This is a genomic window from Tritonibacter mobilis F1926, assembly GCF_000376545.2.
GTDB lineage: Bacteria > Pseudomonadota > Alphaproteobacteria > Rhodobacterales > Rhodobacteraceae > Epibacterium > Epibacterium mobile.
Window position 1 is genome coordinate 3,005,857 of sequence record NZ_CP015230.1, and the last position, 18,333, is coordinate 3,024,189.

Consider the following 18,333-nt stretch of genomic DNA (forward strand, 5'->3'; position numbering starts at 1 on the left):
TTCATGGCAGTAGGTGTTAACCAACGTGGTGCTACAGCTGGCCATGATGTTGTTGCTGGCAACAAGACGGTCAACCACTATGCCGCCTCAGCGGGTCATATCGAAGTTCTTTTAGAGAAGCTTAAAACCCAGATTGAACAGGATGATCACGCTCGTGAAACAATCGAAGAGCTCACTCGGTATCACACGAGAAAATCGGTTGATGGGATTGATGGGTTAGAAGCAAAGCTGGATGCGGCGGGGCTAAGTCACATCTTTTTGCGAGCAATTGAACAGAAAGAAGAGTTTGTGAAGCTCTTGGAGCGCTATTCTCTTTACTCGTCTGCGCAACAGATCTTCGCGCACTTTTTGTCTAAGGCAGAAAATCGTTTCAATTATATGATCCATCCTGAAGTGGTAATTAAATCTGAATCAGAGATAAATTGCATGGTTATTCAGTACATCGTGGATCCCATCATTGAGGAGTGTGGATCAGAGGTATTCTCTCTTACCTATGATCATGTTTTTGGAATGGTCTACTGGCTCGCAGAGCAATGCTTCGTGCGGTGGCACAAATGAGTCTTGTCTACCAAGAAGCGTTTGACGCGCATCATGCGATTTTTCGCATTTTCAGGCTTCGGCTTGCCTTAAGGCATGACTTGGAGCTATTCGTCGATCATTGGCGCATTATCGACTTTTTCATGCTGTTTCCGGGACGTCTTGAAAGAATGCGCCTCAAGTCGGAGCACCGGAAGTTCCGCAAACCGATCAAGGAATTTACCGGACGAAAAAGATACGAAAACCAACCTGACGACGTTGTCCTCTTTCGTCGCATGGAAATCGTACAGCTTGCAGCTGTAAATACTTTAGTACAGGCAAAATTCCTTTCCGACGATGCGCTGAAGAAAGGGCAGATGCACTTTTCCGCAGCAACTGTGCCGGAACAGATCGAAGTACCTGCCAAAAGCCACAACGATCAGGAAGCCGCTTTGACGGAAATTTTGGAACTTCTTGCAACGGATTATGTCTTCAGTGGAAAGAACGGAATAAAGAGCCGGTCCGGTCTCTTGGAGCATCGATATGATGCGATTTGACCCCACTCTTCTGGTTCGGCGTTTGGTCGTAAAGCGCAACAACTATACGGCATATGATGAAGCGTTTCATGATGGCGTGAATGTTTTGCGTGGAGATAACTCCTCAGGCAAATCGACCATTTTAAACTTCATCTTCTATGGGCTCGGCGGCGACCTTTACGATTGGAGCGAGATGGCCCTCCTGTGCACCCATGTATGGGTCGAGGTCGAAATTAATGGTAAGTCCGTCACTTTGCGGCGTGAAATCGTGGCTACCTCACGTTCTGCGATGGAAATTTTCCCTGGTGAAGTCAGCGAGGCAACGTCATCTCCGATCGAACGTTGGACGAAGTACCCGTACGCTCGAACAGCAAGTTTGGAGAGCTTCTCGCAGGCCCTCTTTCGCTTACTTGGCCTTCCTGAAGTTGCAGGGGAGTCGTCGGGAAATCTGACGATGCACCAAATTTTGCGCCTGATTTATGCTGACCAATTGAGTCCGGTAGACGATATTTTCAGGGATGATCACTTTGACACACCAACCTTGCGCGAAACCGTGGGCAATTTGCTATGTGGTGGATACGATAACGAGGTTTACGAGCTTCAACTAAAGATCAAGGAGTACGACAGGTCGTTCAAGAAGGCCGAGGCCGAGCTGCGTAGTATCTTCTCTGTCCTCGGTGGGAATGATGAAAGTGTCGGAGTCGATTGGGTTCAGGGCAAAATCAACAACCTGACTGCGGAACGTGCGAAACTTCTTGCAGACTTGGACGACGCCGAAGCTCGGACTTTTTCTCAACCAAACGCTGATGACTTAACACTGCAAGCGCAACAGGATGCGTATCAGGCTGTCAGCGCCGCTCAGGCCGAGCTTTTCGGGAAGCAGCACGAGTTTCAGACGCTTCAGTTAAATATTGCTGACTCAGAGGAGTTTGTTCAATCGCTTAAAGAACGACAGGTTGCGCTGAGGGAAGCTGCAACTGTTGCAGAGGTGTTTGGCGTGATCAAATTCGGCTCATGCCCCGCATGTCACGCTGAAGTGGAGAACGCCGAAGATGATGAGTCATGGTGCCCGCTTTGCAAGGCCCCACTTGACAAGGATCGTGCCGATGCCCGTATCGCAGCATTGATCAATGAGACTGGTATTCAGATTAAACAGTCCCAGCTCCTTCAGGATGTGCGTCGGCAAAAACTGGATGTGTTAGCCAAAGAGGTGGATGCTCTCAGCCAAAAATGGCGATCTGCGGCGATCGAGCTGAAGGCTGTCCAAGGCATACCGACATCAGAAGCAAGGTTGCTATTGCGGCGGCTACATCGCCGTCTTGGTTACATGGACAGGGAGCTTGATGATCTTCAACAGAGTTTGAAACTAGCGCAGAAAATTGGTGCCCTAAGCGAACGAAAAGCAGAACTGAACAAGCTTATGGACTTGGCAAAGGCACGTCTGGGGCAGCTACGCACTGCGCAGCAAAAGCGCCTGCGCTCCGCGTATTCCAGAATCGAAGAAAATGTGAAGTCGCTCCTTCGCGGCGACTTAAAGCGCCAAGATTCTTTTGAAAACCCGGATAAAGTTCAATTCTCTTTCCGGGAAAACAGGGTTACGGTCGACGGGCAAACGTATTTTTCCGCAAGTTCTCGAGTTATTTTAAAAAGTAGTTTTTTGTTCGGCTTCTTCTGGGCTGCGTTGCAAGACAAAGAGTTCAGATATCCCCGCTTTGTGATGATCGATACCACTGAAGACAAGGGGATGGAGCCTGCCCGAAGCTACAACTTCCAAGAACAGATGATGGCTGCCTCTGATTCATCCCTTTGTAAGCATCAGATCATCTTTGCAACCTCTATGCCGTCCCCAGACCTAACGGATGAGCATTTCGTCGGCCCTTTCTATACCCGCGAGAAAGGTACTTTGAGGATCGCGCAGGGATAATTGAAAGGCATCTCTATTGCGGCTCTGGCGGGCGACAAATGAATGTCTCTTCATTATCTTCTAGTTCAGCTCTGGAACCAGCAGAACTGCCGCGCCGCTTTTCGTTGATAGCTCCGCTAGCTCTCTTTGCTGAGTCTTTGGACCTAGCAGATCTCCTTGCGCCCCATTCCGAAGTCAACGTAATCGGGGAGAGAGCTTCACTCTCTGCCCCGAACTATTTCGAGGAAGTTCTCCACGCTCAGAAGCCAGCCTTGCTGATCTTCGTGGTATGATTGGTGTATTTCTTGCGGCAGCACCAACCTGAGGTTCTGTTTTTGCATCTCATCGGTCTGCGTTCTTGAAATTGCCGGCTCAAGAGTGAGCAGGTGCTTTTCGTTGATCCGGTCGGCCTCAGCCAACACCTGCCTCCAGCGATCTTTACAGGTTGTCTTCGCGGCGAGCATGGTCAATCTGGCTGCAGGAAACACTGGGTCGGCGTATTCTTCTTCGCTCGGAAACAGAAAGTCCGCTGCATTCCGTTTTTCGGTTGTGGCCTCACGCTTGTAGCGTACTGCGTTTGCCTGCAATACAGCCTCAATATGGTGGCCGAACGCATAGCCAGCCCGAGACTTCCGGCGGTTCTGCACGCCCAATGAGAACTTCAGGAAACCGTCCACATCTACTTCGTTTCCCGATACGAAGCCTGTTCTCAATCGTTCTGCCAGTACTTCCTTTTCCATGTGGCGAAACAACGCTTCTTCGTGTTCCATCCATGCCATCAAAGTTTTGTCTGGCTGCGCCACAGGGTCGACATCCTTTACAGTGTCTCTGGCGAATTTGGAGAGCTTGGCTGTAGGCGGAAAAACCAATCCAAACTTCCGCAGGAGCTGCTCGAAAGCTGCAGGCGTTGCTTCCTCAGGCTCGATGCCGATTTCCTCAAGGACAAATCGTGCTGCAAAGTCGACATCACGCCCACCTTCCCCCGCGATATCTCGCTGAGACAACTCAAAGCCGCTGGTCAAAGACAGACCAAAAAGCCAGAGCAACTTCTGTTCAATCGAACTACCCAACGGACACAGTATAGCCAGAACCCTCCGATCCGCCGTCATGCACAGGAAAAGCGTATCGTTTTCCTTTGCACGATAAACGACGGGTTCTGCCGCAGCAGGATAGTATAGGCGGTATTCGGGTGATCGGTGCGGCTGTCGTTTTCGGCTGTTATACCAAGTTCCGGTCAGTTCAAGGCGCACAGGATCCTCTCCGCTGTCATCCATCCAAAGGTAGGTGACAGGGATAGTTTCACGATCACTAGGCGTGCCGACAAATGCGCGGAATACGTCTACGCCTTGGAACTCATGACCTCGCGAGACTTTGGGATCGACTTCAGTTCCCTTAAGGTTCTTAGCTGCAGCACCAATAAAGTACTTTGAAAGAAATCCACGGCCTGACAAACGTTCTACTCCCTCGGCTCAGCGAAACCCTTCAATCACGAGCTTCGAGTCGGCAGTCAGCAACCATTGCGAGAGAGAGTCAATCACATCTACCGCGGCCATTTTGCCCTTTCCCTTCAGAGCACATTCCCAAACAACTGCCACGCGCCAACCCTTGGCCTCCAGTAAGTTCCTGTTCCTGAAGTCACGTTCAATATTTGCTCGGATCTTGTCACGCCAGAACTCTGCCCGGCTCGCTGGCCACTTGAAGAGTGGGCAGCAATGACCGTGCCAGAAACAGCCGTTCACGAGTACAACCGCTCGGTATTTCGGCAACACCAGGTCGGGCTTTCCCGGCAAGTCTTTAGAATGAAGCCTGAAACGAAAGCCGCGGGCATGTAGCCCGCGCCTTACAATCATTTCTGGTTTGGTATCGCTGCCACGAATTGCTGCCATATTGCGGCTGCGTGTCGCCTTGTCGTGGACATCAGGCAACAGCGGTTTCCGGCTTTTTTTGTTCTTCTTCGATCAGATGCCTGATGTGCGGCCCCATAGCTCGGGCGACCTCGGCGAACACTGGCACTGCAACGGAGTTCCCAAACTGTTTGTAGGCCTGGGTATCAGACACAGGGATCTGAAAATCCTCTGGATAGCCCATCAGACGGGCGCATTCTCTGGGTGTGAGCCTGCGCGGGTTCATGCCTTCACCGCGGCTGACAAGGATCTCTGAGCCGTCTTTGTAGTACCGGGCAGATAGCGTCCGAGCGATACTGTCTCCGTCAACCAATCCAAACCCAAACCCGTTTCCCTTGGCCTTATGCTTAGCAGCGTAGTTTTGCAGGTAGGCCCAGAGTTTGTCGGTGAGCGTGTACTTGCCATTGACGGTAGCGTCGTTGCCAAGCGTAAAATGCCCTTCAGGATCTTCGGTACCATCTTCAGGGTGTAAAATATCGCGCATACGCTTGTTGCCGTAAGGCGGGAGTGAGATGTCATCGAAGCTAAAAGGCACGTTTTTGCGGAAACCGACAATGACAATACGTTCCCGATGCTGCGGCACGAAGTGTGCGGCATCAATGACCCGCGGTTCTGGCACGAAATATCCAAGCTCATCACGCAACTTGCGCATCACCACTTCAAATGTGCGACCCTTGTCGTGGCTGCGCAGGTTCTTAACATTTTCAAGCAGAAATGCCGCTGGCCGATGGTGCTGCAGAATACGCAAGACGTCGAAAAACAGTGTTCCTTGTGTCTCATCTGCGAAGCCATGCGCGCGACCAAGGGCGTTTTTCTTAGACACTCCAGCGATTGAAAACGGCTGGCAAGGAAAGCCCGCCACGAGCACCTGATGTTCGGGGATACTATCCGCGTCAACCTCGCGGATGTCCCCTTCGATTGGGCGGTTATCTTTATAGTTTGCATCGTACGTCTGCTGAGCGAAACGATCCCATTCAGACGTAAAGACACACCGCCCGCCTATGCTCTCCATAGCCTTGCGCAACCCGCCTATCCCTGCGAAAAGATCAATGAACGAGAACGCTGGTGAGCCTTCCGGCGGCCTTTTGGCATCCACAGTCATTCGCAGGACTTTGAGAACAGCTTCCCGAGCGGGTTCGTCATCACGTTTCCAGCGATATACATGACCTTCGGAGTAACCAAGCAGCTCAGCCGCTTCAGAAACCGACAGTCCGGCCTTTTGAAGCAAAAGTTCAAATTCACTCATCTGTAGTCCTTGCTCGAGCTGAAAGGCGAAACGCTTTCTGGGTATTTTTTTGACAAAATGCGAGAATCCAGCCCTTTAAGCAAGAACATTCGGCTAACTGCAGTCTTTTTCGTGGCACCTCGAGGGTAAATCAGGTGTTTGGCCCCTCGGCTTTAAGGTTCGAACCTTGCTTAGGCTTGGAGGGAAGCATCAGGGTACAAGTTCGTCACGGGAGCGCCACGACAACGCACGTTGCATTCCGACGACACACGCTGCTGCTGGATGATTGCCTCTACCTAAGCTGTACCCGGCGGGTCTTGCCGCTTCCGCTCGCTTTCAGTTCTCCACTATTGATCTTGCGCCTGATGGTGGACGGGTCGCATTTCAAGATGCGCGCAGCCTCCGGAATGGAAAGCCAATCTTCTCGACGCGACAATTCCGCTGCTGAAAGGATCTTTTCGATCTTGGTGAGGCGATCAATGAGGTCACTTAACGCGCCAGCATCAACCGCGATGAGTTGTTGGGTCATATGCTATCCTTCATTGCTGCGAGAGCAATCATGTCTTTGGGTGTGTATCGTGAGTGGTGGTCAGCGCGTCGCTGGCGCGGGAGGTTGCCCATTGTAGGGGCAATCCGGGCGGCCATCGCTGGCGCGGCAGGACACGCGCGCAGAGGCGATCTTGATCCAATGGCTCAGCGCGCTCTGGCGGGATGTGCCAGTGCTTTGAATGCCCATCAGATCCACCAGCCAGAGCGCCTCATCATAGACCCATGCATCTGACATGGGCGCAGCGATGCATCCGCCAAGATCCGCGAATTGCTCGGACCTCTGATGCATCGGTGTCGCTCTGAGGGTCTCCGCCGCGGCATATAGCGTGAGGGTGTTGATCGCGGTGGATGATGCGCGAGCGGTGGGCAACTTGGAGGATTGATCCGCCCGCGCCAGATCCGCACCAACTGTGTGGTGCGAAACCTCGGTGTTGGCTACGCCGCGCAATCCTCCAACGCGGCGCAGATGTTCATTGACCTCAGACGGGCGGAGCCCGCGGGGGGCGTCCGCCATGGGTGCGGAACCGTGAGAGATAGGGTTTGTCATTGCGGGTGCGCCTCGCCTTACGCCGCATGGGGGCCGTGCGGGGTGATCTGGCGATCCGCCATGACACGACGCACCTTGTGGCCCACCCGCTCCAGAACCTGCTCGGTCGGTTCTGGCGTCGGCGCCGGGCGCTCAACCAGATGCGCAGCCCGCAGGCGCGCCGGGTCAAAGCCCTGACCGCGCGCGGCCTTCAGCGTTGCCCAGGCAGTTGTGAAGAGGTGCGGGCTGTCGAGGTGTTCCTCGGGCGAGCCTGCGATCTGCTGCGCGTCCCGCAGCACGGTTTCCAGTCTGTCTTGCATTCAATCCTCCATCGGTTGATGAACGCACGATAATTCACATAATGTGGATATTGCAATACAAAAAACACAATTTGTGGATTTTTGGATTTCGCCAAGTGATTCAACGCTCTAAAAATCTAGTGAACGTGCCTCTTCAGAAGAGCGATTGACCTGTGTCGGTGCGAAGCTCTATCCATGGAACAAAAAGAGAACACGCAGCGGGCAAAGAGCGTATGAAGGTAGTAGATAAGAGGTTAGACAGGATGATTGAGATCGCAGATGAGCTGAATGTGCCTCTGGATCACGTCGTGAAGCACATAGGCCGGTGCGATCAGAGGACTTTCGACGCAGTCTCTGACAGCCCGTCCCTTCTACCACGGTATATGAAATCTAAGGTCACACCGTAGGTTTCACAGAGTCTTTCGGCGCTTTCTACGGGGATACGCCGGAGACCCTTCTCCCAGTTATTCACTTGAGTCGCATTGAAGCCGTGCTTGGCAGCCCATTCCTTTTGGTTCGCATCGGGAGCGAACGCTTTGCGAATGGCAACTAGGCGATCAGCGATCTCGGGGTAGGATTTGTTGGCTATGTTCATAGGCTCTTTGGATCACATTTTGTGAATTTTGAGCAAACCACAAAATGTGGACTTGAGCGAATCCACAAAACGTGGATATTGCGCTTATGATGAACGTTTCCCAGATCGCCGACGTGATCGGCAGAAAAGAGATCGCAGATACCGTCAGCGTTGGGCCTACAGCCGTGAGCAATGCGATTGCGCGAGGGGCCTTCCCTGCGTCGTGGTATCTGAGCATCAAGGTTTTGTGTGAGGCTCGGGGCGTAAATTGTGAAACCGCATGGTTCGCAATGGTGCGGCCCTCCTCGCAAAAGGACGCCGCCGCATGAGCCGCCCGCGTCTAACCCTGATCGTAAACAATGATGTGCCATGCGATGAGCGTGGCACGTCAGCTGACCAAGCGTCTTGGTCAAATCAGTTGGATCCTTATGCGCTGAAGATCAGCACGCCTGACCTTTGGTCGGCCTATTTCCACGCGCGGTTTCACAGCCCGCGCGAGGTGGCGCTGTTTTGCGATGTGTCGTTTCAGACCGCGCTCAACTGGTGGGGCGCGGTGACAGCGCCTGCCAGCCATACCGCCCTGCTGATGATCCTGACCGATCCCGGCGCGGCGGCGTTCTTTCAGGATCAATTGGCGAGGGCCGCATGATGTTGCAGAGATCCTCACCCCGTATCGAACGGATCGCCTATCAGATCTGGTGGCTAATCCAAGACAGCGCCGGGGAATGCACCCTGCGGGATATGGCCGAATTTACCGAGACCTCGATGCAGACCTGCTCTCAGATCTGTCGCTATCGCGGCTGGGCCGGGTCCTACCGCAAAATGGCGCGGAGCAACGCGCTGGATAACGGCCCACTGATGATCGAGGCGCTGGATAGCGAGCTTTCGGCTCTGTTCGGGGATGCAGCCTGATGTTGCGCGCAACGGGGGGCCGCTATGGCGCTTGATCCAGTTCGAGATGCGCGCGGCGCACCGCGCTACCGCTGCATTTGCGATGATTGCGGGCGCGAGGACACGGTCGCGGCCCGCCATGGGCGGGATGGCAGCGACGGGCACGGCCAGGCGGTGTCCAAAATTCAACGGTTGGGGTGGTCCTACATCGGCAAACGACTGCGGTGCGGCACCTGTGAGGCAAAAAGAAAGGTGGAGAAAATGGCAGCAAGAACAGGGCAGAAAACACCTGCCGAAACGGCCCCGCGTGAACCGACGCGGGTGCAAAAGCGCGAGATCATGGATATCCTAAACGAGGTCTATGATCATGATCGGCAGTGTTACTGCGGTGGCGAAACCGATGACACGGTGGCCAAGGTGCTTAATGTCATGCCGGGTTGGGTCGCGGGTATCCGCGATGAGTTCTTTGGGCCGGGTGGCACAAATGACGACATGGCCGCCCTTGGCGATGAAATCCGCAAGTTCATGCAGGACACGCAGGCGCGTCTGACCGCCGCGAAATTGGAGGTGGAGAGCCTTGAGGCTGTCATTGGTCGCGTGTCCTCGATGTCCAAGACGCTAGATCAGATCAAAGACGCCGTTGGCCCGCGTAACCTGGTGAGGGTCAAATGACACAGGTTGCGCAGGTCAAGCTGGTGGAGGCCTCGGATCTGCCAGAATACCCGATCTCGGCAGAAAGCCGGTTGGACTCGCATTACTTCATGCCGTTCAACCATGATCGCTATGACCGCAGTGACTTCCGGCGCAAGGCCTACCGCGACCCGGAAGTTGGCTTTTTCGGCATGGAGCTGTTCTTCAAGTCGCATGGTGAGGCCCCCTTGGGGACCTTGCCCAGCGACGATGACAGCTTGGCCTTTCTGCTGGGGTTGCCGCTGGAGCGGTGGATCTCGCTGAAAGAGCGGGCGTTTAACCCGCTTTATAACTGGAACCCGGTGCGCTGTGACAATGGCGCAATTCGTCTGGCGCATCCGGTGGTGCAAGAGGTTATGGAGGCCGCGCTGCGCGGTCATCTGGAGCACAAGGCCAGTAATGAAGACAAGGCGGTCTACGCACGGCGCAAACGGCTGATCGAGGTGCTGCGCGACATCGGCTGCAGCGAGGATCTGTGTTCCGATGAGCTGGCCGTGGCGTGGGTGGATGACTGGCTGCTCAAACACCACCCCGGTCAGCGGCGCATGCCGCAGTTCCAAGCCTCCATCGGGCGTGCGCTCAAAGAGGCTGTCTCTGAGGGCATTGTGGGTCGCCCGCGCCGCGCTCCCTGAAATCATTGAAGAAATCCGGCCACCTGTGGGCGGAACAGAACGGAACATACCAGAACAGTTCCGAACAGAATGGAACAGTTCCAGGCATAAGAGAGGAAATGAAATGAGAGAATATGAAATGAGATTTCGTTCCGCTCCCACTCGGGCCGAGCAGCCTGTGGATATGTCGGAACGCTGAGAAGAAGAGGCACAGGAATGGATGCGAAAGAACAGGCAGCCGGTGAGGCGCGAGTGCAGGATTTGTTGATCACGCCGCTGGAGGCGTTGGGGCTGGCGCGGCCTTCCACGCTGACCAAGGCGCAGTTTGCGGTGATGCTCCGTGAGCTGCGTCAGAAGCTTGCGTATATGACCCCGGCCAACCTTGCGATCTTGCGGGATTGGGTTGAGGCGCACCCGGGCGGCAAAGATAAGGATCGGTTTCCGATTGGGCTCAAGATCCTGAACAAGGCGCGCGATATCCAGTTCCCGGACAGCGGGCCTTCGCCGTTGTTGTTGAAAGCCTTTACAGGCGAACTTGGACATAAGGCACTTGCTGAGGGCTGGGCACCGGAGTTGCTGCGCTACCTGCGCGGTGCGCGCGTTTGGCCGGGGCCGTACACTATCACCCAGATCCGCAATGAGGCGGATGGGGCTGTGCGCCGGATGGCGGATATCGAAATGCGCGTTGGCCGTGGGGATCGGTTGTCGATGGAGGATGAGAGCTTTCGCGCCCGCCGGTCTGAAGCGCTGCAGAAATGTCGGGAGATTGCAGACCAGGCGCAGCGGGGTGCAGCAGCATGAGCGAGCATGTTGTGATCGTCGCATCTGATGGCGTGGCAGATCTGACCCCTGTGGCAAAGTTCATGGCGGCACGCCAACTGCGCCTGAAGGCGGAGGCGGATCGCATCAAAGCGGTGAAAGCGCGGGGCCAGGTGCCGGAGGTCTGCGGTGATGCGATCCCTGAGGCCCCTGCCCGGGGTGCCATTCGTGTATTCCAACCGATGAGCCTGTTTCCTGACGGCAAAGACGACTGGGTCGCCCGCCCTTCGGGCTATCGTGGCCGGTCGGCCATGCAGCGCGCGGATGTCTTCGACGTGATGACGGCTAAGGCAGCCAGCAACGGCAAGCCTCCGCCGTTCACCCGCGAGCAGGTTGCGGCTGGGCGGTATTACCGGGATCTGGTGGAGCGTCACGCTTGTGCCGGTGTCCGGTGTTCGTCTGTTGAGGCACTCCGCAGTGGCGGTGGTGGCAGTGGCAGCTTCATCGATGCGGTGCTTCGGGATCGCGAAGAAATCGAACGCATCCGCAGGCGCATCGGCAATGGCACTGCCATGGCAGTGCGCAAGATCCGACCGTCCAAACGTGGCTCACGTTTGAACATCACGGATCGGCGGCTGGTGGATATGGTGTGCCTGGAGGACAAGCCGATCAGCGCTGTGCTGCGGGCGCATGGGTGGAGTGTCCGGGGGCAGACGTCAGGCGCGGTGCGGCAGGCTTTGGTTGAGGTGTTCGGGCGGATGGTTTGGTGATGGTCGAAGCTAGGCGATGTTGTGCTGTTACTCTGTATGCGCCCCTGGGTCAGCCCAACACGCCAGATACCGTCAAATGCTTCTCTAAGTGCCAGATTTCGAACTCATCATGGCGAGCTTTCCACACAGTTGTCCCCCCTCGAGTAACTGGTCCCCTGACAATCAAAACCAGTTCAACATGTCCGGTTTCGATCGAGGTAACCGCAGTGGCGCCGACTCGAAGCCCGCCTTCAGCTAAAGCGTGTTGTTTCGCTTTACTGTACAAGAGACCGGCGCAGATAAATCTCTCCTGAAATCATACCGACTTGTTCCAAGCTCGTCAGTTCGGACAGTGCGGCATCAAAAACCGACTGCAGGGCCGTTAGGCTGTGCCTAATGGCTTCGGGATTGACGGTCTTTTTCGGGTTGGTAGCTCCAAGTCGAGCCAACTCCATTTCAATTGCTAATTGCATTCGATGTCCTTTCCATAAGTGAACTTGTGGCACGGCTTTCTCAAAGAGAGTTCGGTTGGCCACCATCTGCGCCGATATGAAAACCAGCCGTGAAAGCGGCTCCCTTGAACGCCGAGCGCGCTTCTTGCACCGTGGCCATGCATTCCATTGCCGCTTCGACTTGTGTGAGAGCGACCTCACTGGCTCTATCTGAAACAGGCCATTTTCGGTCAAGCCAGTGGTGAGCCTTCTCAATAGTCCCAAAGGACTCCTGTTTTCCTGTTTCAGCATCGGTAAGGACCAACGTTGGGCCCCAAAAAATCTCTATCATTTTCTCGTCTTAGTTTTGCCCACTGGGCAACCTGTATTGGTCGCCTTGGGAAATTGAACACACCCGAAGTACGCGGTTCGCGCGACATTCAGGGTGGCACGTCGGATCGGTTTAGATGGCGCTCACTTGTTACCAAGGAATACGCCAAGCAATCTGATCGGTGTGAGGTGCTTCACCTACCGGGTGTATAAGGTGAAGTCATTCGCACGCTCGCTGCACGCGAGGAATGCGCATCTCAGAGCAAGTATCCCATATGGACTCGCTGCCAAGTTTCGGGACTGATACCTGAAATGTCTGGATAATGCCTGTGGCGAAGGGTTCCTCGCCACAGGCCGCCCAAGTGAGTTGCGGAGCAATCACCTTGTCCAAGGTGAAATCACTCAACGCACTCACTCGGAAAAATTTGCACTCTGCGAATGTTCTCGAAGTGTAATGAGGCAATAGAAGGAGCTAGTTACTCCCGCTGTCTCTGAACACTCTTTTTCCGAAACGTTCTCAGACGTGCTGTCTTTGTTTGCTGGGGCCTCGGTCATCTACCCTTCTCCCCAGCAATGGCTATCAAGCGAGCGTCAGATTATTGGCTGACGTACGACCGTCGCGACCGCTTTCGATGTCGTAGGTCACTTTCTGACCGTCATCGATGCGGTTAATTCCAGCGCGCTCAATTGCGGAAACGTGCAGAAACACGTCCTGAGTGCCATCTTCGGGCTGAATGAAACCGAAGCCTTTGGTAGAGTTGAACCATTTTACGGTGCCATTGGCCATATCCGTAATCTCCTAAAAAATCTGTCCGCGGAATTGCGACAGGTCGGCAAAAGTCGATCCAAGTCGACCAACCGATACCGTTTTCACGGGAGCAGAAATTCGAAGAGAAGAAACGTAAGCTAGCCACAGATGGTCGCTTAGCCGCAACAATGCAAGGATTCTTTTCACGGCAGAGATGCAGCAACCACTTTCAATCAATCTCGAATTGAATATGAGCCCCCCAGATCCCCCCTTGACGCTGCTGTCACCGGCATGCCAGTAAATATGCATCATCACTGATTGCGCCCACGGGAAACCGGCGGGCGCTTTTGCGTTCCGGGGGTATGGTATGACGGCACGGAGCGCGTATCACCATTTGTACAACCTGTCGGCGTGGCGGCGTCGGCTGCGGCCTGAGCATCTGGCGCGGGAGCCACTGTGCCGGGCGTGTTTGCGTCGGGGTATCGTCAATGACGGCACGCTAACGGCGTCGGGCACGCGACAGGGTAACCCCAAGCGCTGCCGCCTGGTGGTGGATCATGTGATCCCGCACCGGGGCGATCCGGCGCTGTTTCTGGATCCGGGCAATCTGCAGACGCTGTGCCCGGATGATCATGATCAGAACAAACAACGGCTGGAGGCGCGCGGGTTCTCGGAAGAGCGCGGCGCGGACGGCTGGCCAGTGGATCCGCAGCACCCCGCCAACCGATAAGCCGGGGGGAGGGTTCGAAGGAATTCCGGATGCGGTGGCAACCGGAGGGGGAGCCTTTGTCTGTGCAAAGTGGAAATTGAATAGAAAAAGCCACATGAACAAGGAGTTGATCGGGATATGCGAGGGCGCAGACCGGCAGAGGAAAAAGTTGTGGCCCTCGCGGAAGAGGGTGCGCCGCTTCACAATCTGGAAGAGCGGGCGCGGATGCGCCTGGAGGAGATCCGGCCCGAGGGGCTGACCGGTGAGCTGCGCTGGACCTTTGACCGGCTGGCGCTGCCGCTGTGTCACCCGACGGTGGACCGGTTGAAGCCCAGCAATGTGATGATGTTCAAACAGCTCTGCAAAGCGGTGCTGCGGTTTGAACGTCTGGAGCTGGAGCTGGAGGAGACCGGCGAGACCTATGAGAGCGAGACGCGCAACGGGGTGCAGATCAAGGCGCGGCCCGAGGTGGCGCAGCTCAATGAGACCTTCCGCCAGATCCGTGGGCTGGCCAATGACTTTGGCATGACGCCAGCAGCGGAGCGGGGTCTCTCGGGCGCGGGGCAGATGGGGTTTAGCTTTGCCGATCCCAATGGGCCTGAGAGCTATCTGACGTGAGCGCAGAGCATGTGCGGGTCTCGGCCAGCGAGGATCCGGTGACAGCCTGGGCGCAAGCGGTTGAGGCCGGTGAGGTTGTGGCCGGGCCATATGTGCGGGCGGCGGCAGATCGGCATTTGCGCGATCTCGTTGAGGGGCCCAAACGCGGGCTCAAATGGGATCTGGCGGCGGCGCTGCGGGCGATCCGCTTCTTTCCGCAGGTGCTGCGGCTCAACGGCGGGCAATTTGAGGGGCGACCCTTTGAGCTGCACCCAAGCCAAGCGTTCCGGATCGGTTCGCTCTTTGGCTGGCAAAAATACAGCGCCCAGCACGGCGCGTGGCTCCGGCGGTTCACGCGGTTTTACGATGAGGAAGGCAAGGGCAACGGCAAATCGCCGATGCTGGGCGGCATTGGGCTTTACATGATGGTGGCCGATGGCGAGCCCCGGGCCGAGATCTATGCAGCGGCAGCCAAGAAAGATCAGGCGGGGATCCTGTTCCAGGATGCGGTGGCGATGGTGGATCAATCGCCGGTGCTGAAGCGGACGGTGCAGCAGCAGGGCGAGAACCCGGTCTGGCAGATGACCTACCGGGGGCGCGGGGGCGACAAGCGCAAGTTCAAGCCGCTCTCGGCGGAAAAGGCGCAATCCGGCCCGCGCCCGCATTGCGCGCTCACCGATGAGGTGCATGAGCATCCCAACCGGGATGTGATCGATATGTTGGAGCGGGGCTTTAAGTTCCGCAAACAGCCGCTCCTGTGCATGGCGACCAACTCCGGCACCGATAAAAAATCGATCTGCTGGGAAGAGCACCAGCATGGCGTCAATGTGGTCACCGGCGCGGTCGAGGATGACAGCACATTTGCCTTCATCTGCTCGCTGGATGAGGGCGATGATTGGGAGAATGATCCAAGCTGCTGGGTGAAGGTGAACCCGCTGTTGGGCGTCACCATCGATGAGGAATATCTCACCAAGGTGGTGAACCAGGCGAAGATGATGCCGGGCAAGCGCAACGGCATTGCGCGGCTGCATTTTTGCCAGTGGACGCAATCGGTGACGGCGGCGATCCGGCGCGAGGCCTGGGTGGCCTGCCATGGCGAGGTGGATCCCGAAGAGCTGACCGCGCAGGGATATCCCTGTTTTGGCGGGCTGGATCTCAGCCAGGTGCGCGACTTCTCGGCGCTGACCCTCACCTGGGTGCTGGATGCCACCAAGGACGCCGAGCGCCTGGTCTCAAAGACCTGGTTCTGGACACCGGAGGGCACGCTGATGGAACGCGCGGCGCGCGATCAGGCACCCTATGATCTCTGGGTGCGGCAGGGGTTCATCGAGGCGGTGCCAGGGGATCGGCTTAAATACCCCTGGCTGGCCGACGCGCTGGCGGATCTGACCTCCCGCTATCAGCCGGAGGTGATCGCCTGCGATCAGTATGGCTTGGAGCGGCTCAAAGACAGTCTGACGGAAAAAGGCCTGGTGCTGCCCACAGAGGTGCATCCGCAGGGCTTTCAGAAGCGGGTGCTGGAGAAGGTGCCGGATCCCACCAATCCGGGGCAAGAGGTGGAGATCTATCTGTGGATGCCGGATTCCATCAACAAGCTGGAAAACGCCATCTATGACGGCCGCCAGACCGTGGCGCAGAACCCGCTGTTGGACAGTATGGCGGCCTCGGTGACTTACGCGGAGAACCGCACCGGGCACCGGATGTTTGACAAGGAAAAGGCCCATGGTCGCATCGACGGCATGGTCTCGCTGGCGATGTCGGCGGGGATTGCGCTGTGCCGCGAGCGGGCGGGCAAGGAACAGTCGCCCTGGGGCGATGATGAGTATTCTCTGGAGGATATGCTGTGGGATTGATGGGGTGGCGCAGACGCGCGGCGACTGAAGGCGCAGGCCTGCCAGAACAGCGCGCCGAGCTGGTGGACAGTGGCGAGGCGGCGATTGCGCAGGTGCTCTCCGGTGAGGTGGGCGAAGGGGTGAGCATGCGCGAGGCCCTGTCGCTGCCCGGCGTCTGGGCGGCGATCAACTTCCTGTCGGCGGCCATGGCCGGTCTGCCCATTGAGGTCTTTGAGACCACGAGTGATGAGGGTGGAGACAAGAAGCTCAAAGGCGGCGTGGTGGATGTGCTGGGCGCGGCGGTGAATGACAGCACCACGTCGTTTAGCTGGCGCGAGACCTTCTTTGCCGAGGTCTTTGGCCCCGGGCGCGCCTATACCTACATTGAACGCAACGCGCAGGGTCGTGTGATCAACTTGTTTCCGATGGAGTATCACCGCACCACGGTGCGCAAGGATCAGGGGCGGCTCTATTATGACTACCGCGAGCCTTCCGGGCGGGTGAAGACCTACCCGGGGCGCGATGTGATCGACATCGCCTTTTTGCTCAAACCGGATCATGTGAGCAGCCATAATCCGGTGATGACCTGCGCCAGCGCCATTCGCCAGGGGCTCAATGCCAATCGCTATGCGCTGACGGTCTTTGGCAAAAACGGCGTGCCGCCCTATGTGCTCACGGGCCCATTCCAGGCCGCAAAGGAGATGATGCGCTCAGCGGCGGATCTGATGCGGGTGACGCGGCGGGCAGCGGATGAGGGCAAGCCGGTGCTGCCGCTGCCAGCGGGCCATGAGCTGAAGCGGCTTGGCGATGATCCGGAGAAGATGCAGCTCACCCCGGTGCAGGTCTTTGCGGTGGGGCAAGTGGCGCGGATCTATCAGCTGCCACCGGTGTTCCTGCAGGAACTCAGCAAGGGCAATTACAACAATATCGAGCATCAGGATCTTCACCTGGTCAAACACACGCTGCGGCGCTGGGTGAAGAAGTTCGAACAGGAGCTGACGCTGAAGATCTTCGGGCGCGGTTCCAAACGCTATGTCAAACTGAACCTCGACGGCATGATGCGGGGCGACTTCAAGACCCGCATCGAGGCGATTGTCAAAGCGATCCAGAACGGGCTGATGACCCCCAATGAGGGGCGCGCGCTGGAAAACCGTGCGCCGCTGCCCGGCGGCGATGTGCTTTTGGTACAGGGCGCAACCGTGCCGATTGAGCTGGCGGGCAAGGCCTTTGCCAAGGGCGCGGCGGTGGAGGCCGCGCCGCCCCCTGCCCCAACAGACGACACCACCCCTGCCGATCCTGACGATCAGGACGGCAACGCGGAACCCAACACAAACTAACGGAGGCTTGGATGAGCGATCCAACACGCGAGGTGCGCTATTGCGCCGTCGCGCCCATTGAGCTGCGCGAAGACACCGACAAACCACTGGCGGTCACGGGCTATGCGGCGGTGTTTGGCGAGCGCACCGCCATCGGCCCGCTCGATAAATGGGGCTGGGAAGAGGTGGTGGAGGCCGGAGCCTTCAGCGCTGCGCTGGACCGGCGCGATGATGTGACCTTTCTGATCGACCACGAGGGGCTGCCGCTGGCGCGCACCAGCTCCGGCACGCTGATGCTGTCGCAGGATCAGCGCGGTCTGCGGGTGGAGACGGAGCTGGACCGGCAGGATCCGGATGTGCAGCGGATCCTGCCCAAGATGCGGCGCGGCGATCTCTCCAAGATGAGCTTTGCCTTCATTGCCGAGAAAGAGACCTGGGATGAGAGCGGCGCGCATCCGCTGCGCAGCATCGGCTCGGTGCGGCTCTTCGATGTCTCGATTGTCACCGACCCTGCCTATCAGGGCACAGAGATTGGCCTTCGCTCCAAAGCGGCGGCTCTTGGCGGCAGCGCGCTCTGCGTGCGCCGCCGGATGCAGATGCGCGGGCGTCTGTCGGGGCTGCGCTGATCGGCGCTTTGT

At 56.9% G+C, this 18,333-nt stretch carries 25 protein-coding genes; 15 read left to right on the plus strand and 10 right to left on the minus strand.

Annotated elements, in window-relative coordinates; genetic code table 11:
- Nucleotides 1–3: 3 nt before the first annotated feature.
- From K529_RS14125 to K529_RS14135, 3 genes are read left to right on the plus strand one after another with little or no spacing between them, the layout of a single operon-like run.
- Entirely contained in the window at nt 4–558 is a 555-nt protein-coding gene (locus tag K529_RS14125; protein ID WP_005628336.1) for an ABC-three component system protein, read from the plus strand.
- Entirely contained in the window at nt 555–1,073 is a 519-nt protein-coding gene (locus tag K529_RS14130) for an ABC-three component system middle component 5 (RefSeq protein ID WP_005628333.1), read from the plus strand. Before K529_RS14125 ends, K529_RS14130 begins: the two co-directional genes overlap by 4 nt.
- A complete protein-coding gene (locus K529_RS14135; protein ID WP_040642804.1) occupies nt 1,060–2,976 on the plus strand; it encodes an ATP-binding protein in 1,917 nt (638 codons plus the stop codon). Before K529_RS14130 ends, K529_RS14135 begins: the two co-directional genes overlap by 14 nt.
- 197 nt (nt 2,977–3,173) lie before the next feature.
- On the opposite strand, the gene K529_RS14140 is transcribed toward K529_RS14135, so the two are convergent.
- The 7 genes from K529_RS14140 to K529_RS24065 all read right to left on the minus strand — a co-directional run bounded on the left by K529_RS14140 (nt 3,174) and on the right by K529_RS24065 (nt 8,053).
- Nucleotides 3,174–4,406 carry a type II restriction endonuclease gene (locus K529_RS14140; protein ID WP_005628327.1) on the minus strand — a complete coding sequence of 411 codons (1,233 nt, stop codon included), beginning with the start codon at nt 4,404–4,406 and terminating at the stop codon, nt 3,174–3,176.
- An 18-nt stretch (nt 4,407–4,424) separates the two neighbouring features.
- Nucleotides 4,425–4,841, minus strand: coding sequence for a very short patch repair endonuclease (locus tag K529_RS14145; protein ID WP_235858812.1), 417 nt, complete (start codon nt 4,839–4,841; stop codon nt 4,425–4,427).
- Between the two features lie 31 nt (nt 4,842–4,872).
- Complete coding sequence (dcm, locus tag K529_RS14150) at nt 4,873–6,105, minus strand: DNA (cytosine-5-)-methyltransferase (RefSeq protein ID WP_005628321.1); 1,233 nt, start codon at nt 6,103–6,105, stop codon at nt 4,873–4,875.
- 271 nt (nt 6,106–6,376) lie between these two features.
- Nucleotides 6,377–6,613: a helix-turn-helix domain-containing protein gene (locus K529_RS14155; protein WP_005628319.1), complete on the minus strand. Its 237-nt coding sequence runs from the start codon at nt 6,611–6,613 to the stop codon at nt 6,377–6,379.
- A 60-nt stretch (nt 6,614–6,673) separates the two neighbouring features.
- A complete protein-coding gene (locus K529_RS14160) occupies nt 6,674–7,147 on the minus strand; it encodes a hypothetical protein (protein ID WP_227512327.1) in 474 nt (157 codons plus the stop codon).
- Nucleotides 7,148–7,197: 50 nt separating this feature from the next.
- Nucleotides 7,198–7,479, minus strand: a complete 282-nt coding sequence (locus K529_RS14165; RefSeq protein ID WP_046002361.1) for a hypothetical protein — start codon at nt 7,477–7,479, stop codon at nt 7,198–7,200.
- 310 nt (nt 7,480–7,789) lie between these two features.
- Complete coding sequence (locus tag K529_RS24065; protein WP_005623529.1) at nt 7,790–8,053, minus strand: helix-turn-helix domain-containing protein; 264 nt, start codon at nt 8,051–8,053, stop codon at nt 7,790–7,792.
- 86 nt (nt 8,054–8,139) lie between these two features.
- Between K529_RS24065 and K529_RS14175 the strand changes: the two genes are divergently transcribed.
- From K529_RS14175 to K529_RS14205, 7 genes are all read left to right on the plus strand, one after another.
- Nucleotides 8,140–8,361: a hypothetical protein gene (locus K529_RS14175; RefSeq protein WP_110590981.1), complete on the plus strand. Its 222-nt coding sequence runs from the start codon at nt 8,140–8,142 to the stop codon at nt 8,359–8,361.
- Nucleotides 8,358–8,681, plus strand: coding sequence for a hypothetical protein (locus K529_RS14180; RefSeq protein WP_005623523.1), 324 nt, complete (start codon nt 8,358–8,360; stop codon nt 8,679–8,681). The genes K529_RS14175 and K529_RS14180 overlap by 4 nt, the downstream gene beginning before the upstream one ends.
- The gene (locus tag K529_RS14185) at nt 8,678–8,944 is read left to right on the plus strand and encodes a hypothetical protein (RefSeq protein WP_005623519.1); all 267 of its coding nucleotides are present in this window, start codon (nt 8,678–8,680) and stop codon (nt 8,942–8,944) included. Before K529_RS14180 ends, K529_RS14185 begins: the two co-directional genes overlap by 4 nt.
- 24 nt (nt 8,945–8,968) lie before the next feature.
- Nucleotides 8,969–9,595 carry a hypothetical protein gene (locus K529_RS14190; RefSeq protein WP_005623515.1) on the plus strand — a complete coding sequence of 209 codons (627 nt, stop codon included), beginning with the start codon at nt 8,969–8,971 and terminating at the stop codon, nt 9,593–9,595.
- A complete protein-coding gene (locus tag K529_RS14195; protein ID WP_005623511.1) occupies nt 9,592–10,245 on the plus strand; it encodes a hypothetical protein in 654 nt (217 codons plus the stop codon). The genes K529_RS14190 and K529_RS14195 overlap by 4 nt, the downstream gene beginning before the upstream one ends.
- Before the next feature lie 195 nt (nt 10,246–10,440).
- Nucleotides 10,441–11,025 carry a hypothetical protein gene (locus K529_RS14200; protein WP_005623508.1) on the plus strand — a complete coding sequence of 195 codons (585 nt, stop codon included), beginning with the start codon at nt 10,441–10,443 and terminating at the stop codon, nt 11,023–11,025.
- Nucleotides 11,022–11,753, plus strand: a complete 732-nt coding sequence (locus K529_RS14205; protein ID WP_005623504.1) for a hypothetical protein — start codon at nt 11,022–11,024, stop codon at nt 11,751–11,753. Before K529_RS14200 ends, K529_RS14205 begins: the two co-directional genes overlap by 4 nt.
- 254 nt (nt 11,754–12,007) lie before the next feature.
- Here K529_RS14205 and K529_RS14210 read toward each other — a convergent pair whose 3' ends face one another.
- The 3 genes from K529_RS14210 to K529_RS14220 form a co-directional block, all read right to left on the minus strand.
- Nucleotides 12,008–12,205: a hypothetical protein gene (locus K529_RS14210; protein ID WP_005623501.1), complete on the minus strand. Its 198-nt coding sequence runs from the start codon at nt 12,203–12,205 to the stop codon at nt 12,008–12,010.
- A gap of 40 nt (nt 12,206–12,245) precedes the next feature.
- Complete coding sequence (locus tag K529_RS14215) at nt 12,246–12,515, minus strand: DUF982 domain-containing protein (protein WP_005623498.1); 270 nt, start codon at nt 12,513–12,515, stop codon at nt 12,246–12,248.
- A gap of 558 nt (nt 12,516–13,073) precedes the next feature.
- A complete protein-coding gene (locus tag K529_RS14220; protein WP_046002362.1) occupies nt 13,074–13,280 on the minus strand; it encodes a cold-shock protein in 207 nt (68 codons plus the stop codon).
- Nucleotides 13,281–13,608: 328 nt separating this feature from the next.
- Here K529_RS14220 and K529_RS14225 point away from each other — a divergent pair, with 328 nt between their 5' ends.
- The 5 genes from K529_RS14225 to K529_RS14245 all read left to right on the plus strand — a co-directional run bounded on the left by K529_RS14225 (nt 13,609) and on the right by K529_RS14245 (nt 18,321).
- On the plus strand, nt 13,609–13,971 hold the full coding sequence (locus K529_RS14225) for an HNH endonuclease signature motif containing protein (protein ID WP_046002363.1): 363 nt from the start codon (nt 13,609–13,611) through the stop codon (nt 13,969–13,971).
- A 117-nt stretch (nt 13,972–14,088) separates the two neighbouring features.
- Nucleotides 14,089–14,568 carry a P27 family phage terminase small subunit gene (locus K529_RS14230; protein ID WP_039983245.1) on the plus strand — a complete coding sequence of 160 codons (480 nt, stop codon included), beginning with the start codon at nt 14,089–14,091 and terminating at the stop codon, nt 14,566–14,568.
- The gene (locus tag K529_RS14235) at nt 14,565–16,400 is read left to right on the plus strand and encodes a terminase large subunit (RefSeq protein ID WP_046002364.1); all 1,836 of its coding nucleotides are present in this window, start codon (nt 14,565–14,567) and stop codon (nt 16,398–16,400) included. Before K529_RS14230 ends, K529_RS14235 begins: the two co-directional genes overlap by 4 nt.
- The gene (locus tag K529_RS14240; RefSeq protein WP_052699535.1) at nt 16,400–17,716 is read left to right on the plus strand and encodes a phage portal protein; all 1,317 of its coding nucleotides are present in this window, start codon (nt 16,400–16,402) and stop codon (nt 17,714–17,716) included. The genes K529_RS14235 and K529_RS14240 overlap by 1 nt, the downstream gene beginning before the upstream one ends.
- 11 nt (nt 17,717–17,727) lie before the next feature.
- Nucleotides 17,728–18,321, plus strand: a complete 594-nt coding sequence (locus tag K529_RS14245) for an HK97 family phage prohead protease (RefSeq protein ID WP_009177939.1) — start codon at nt 17,728–17,730, stop codon at nt 18,319–18,321.
- Nucleotides 18,322–18,333 lie beyond the last annotated feature (12 nt).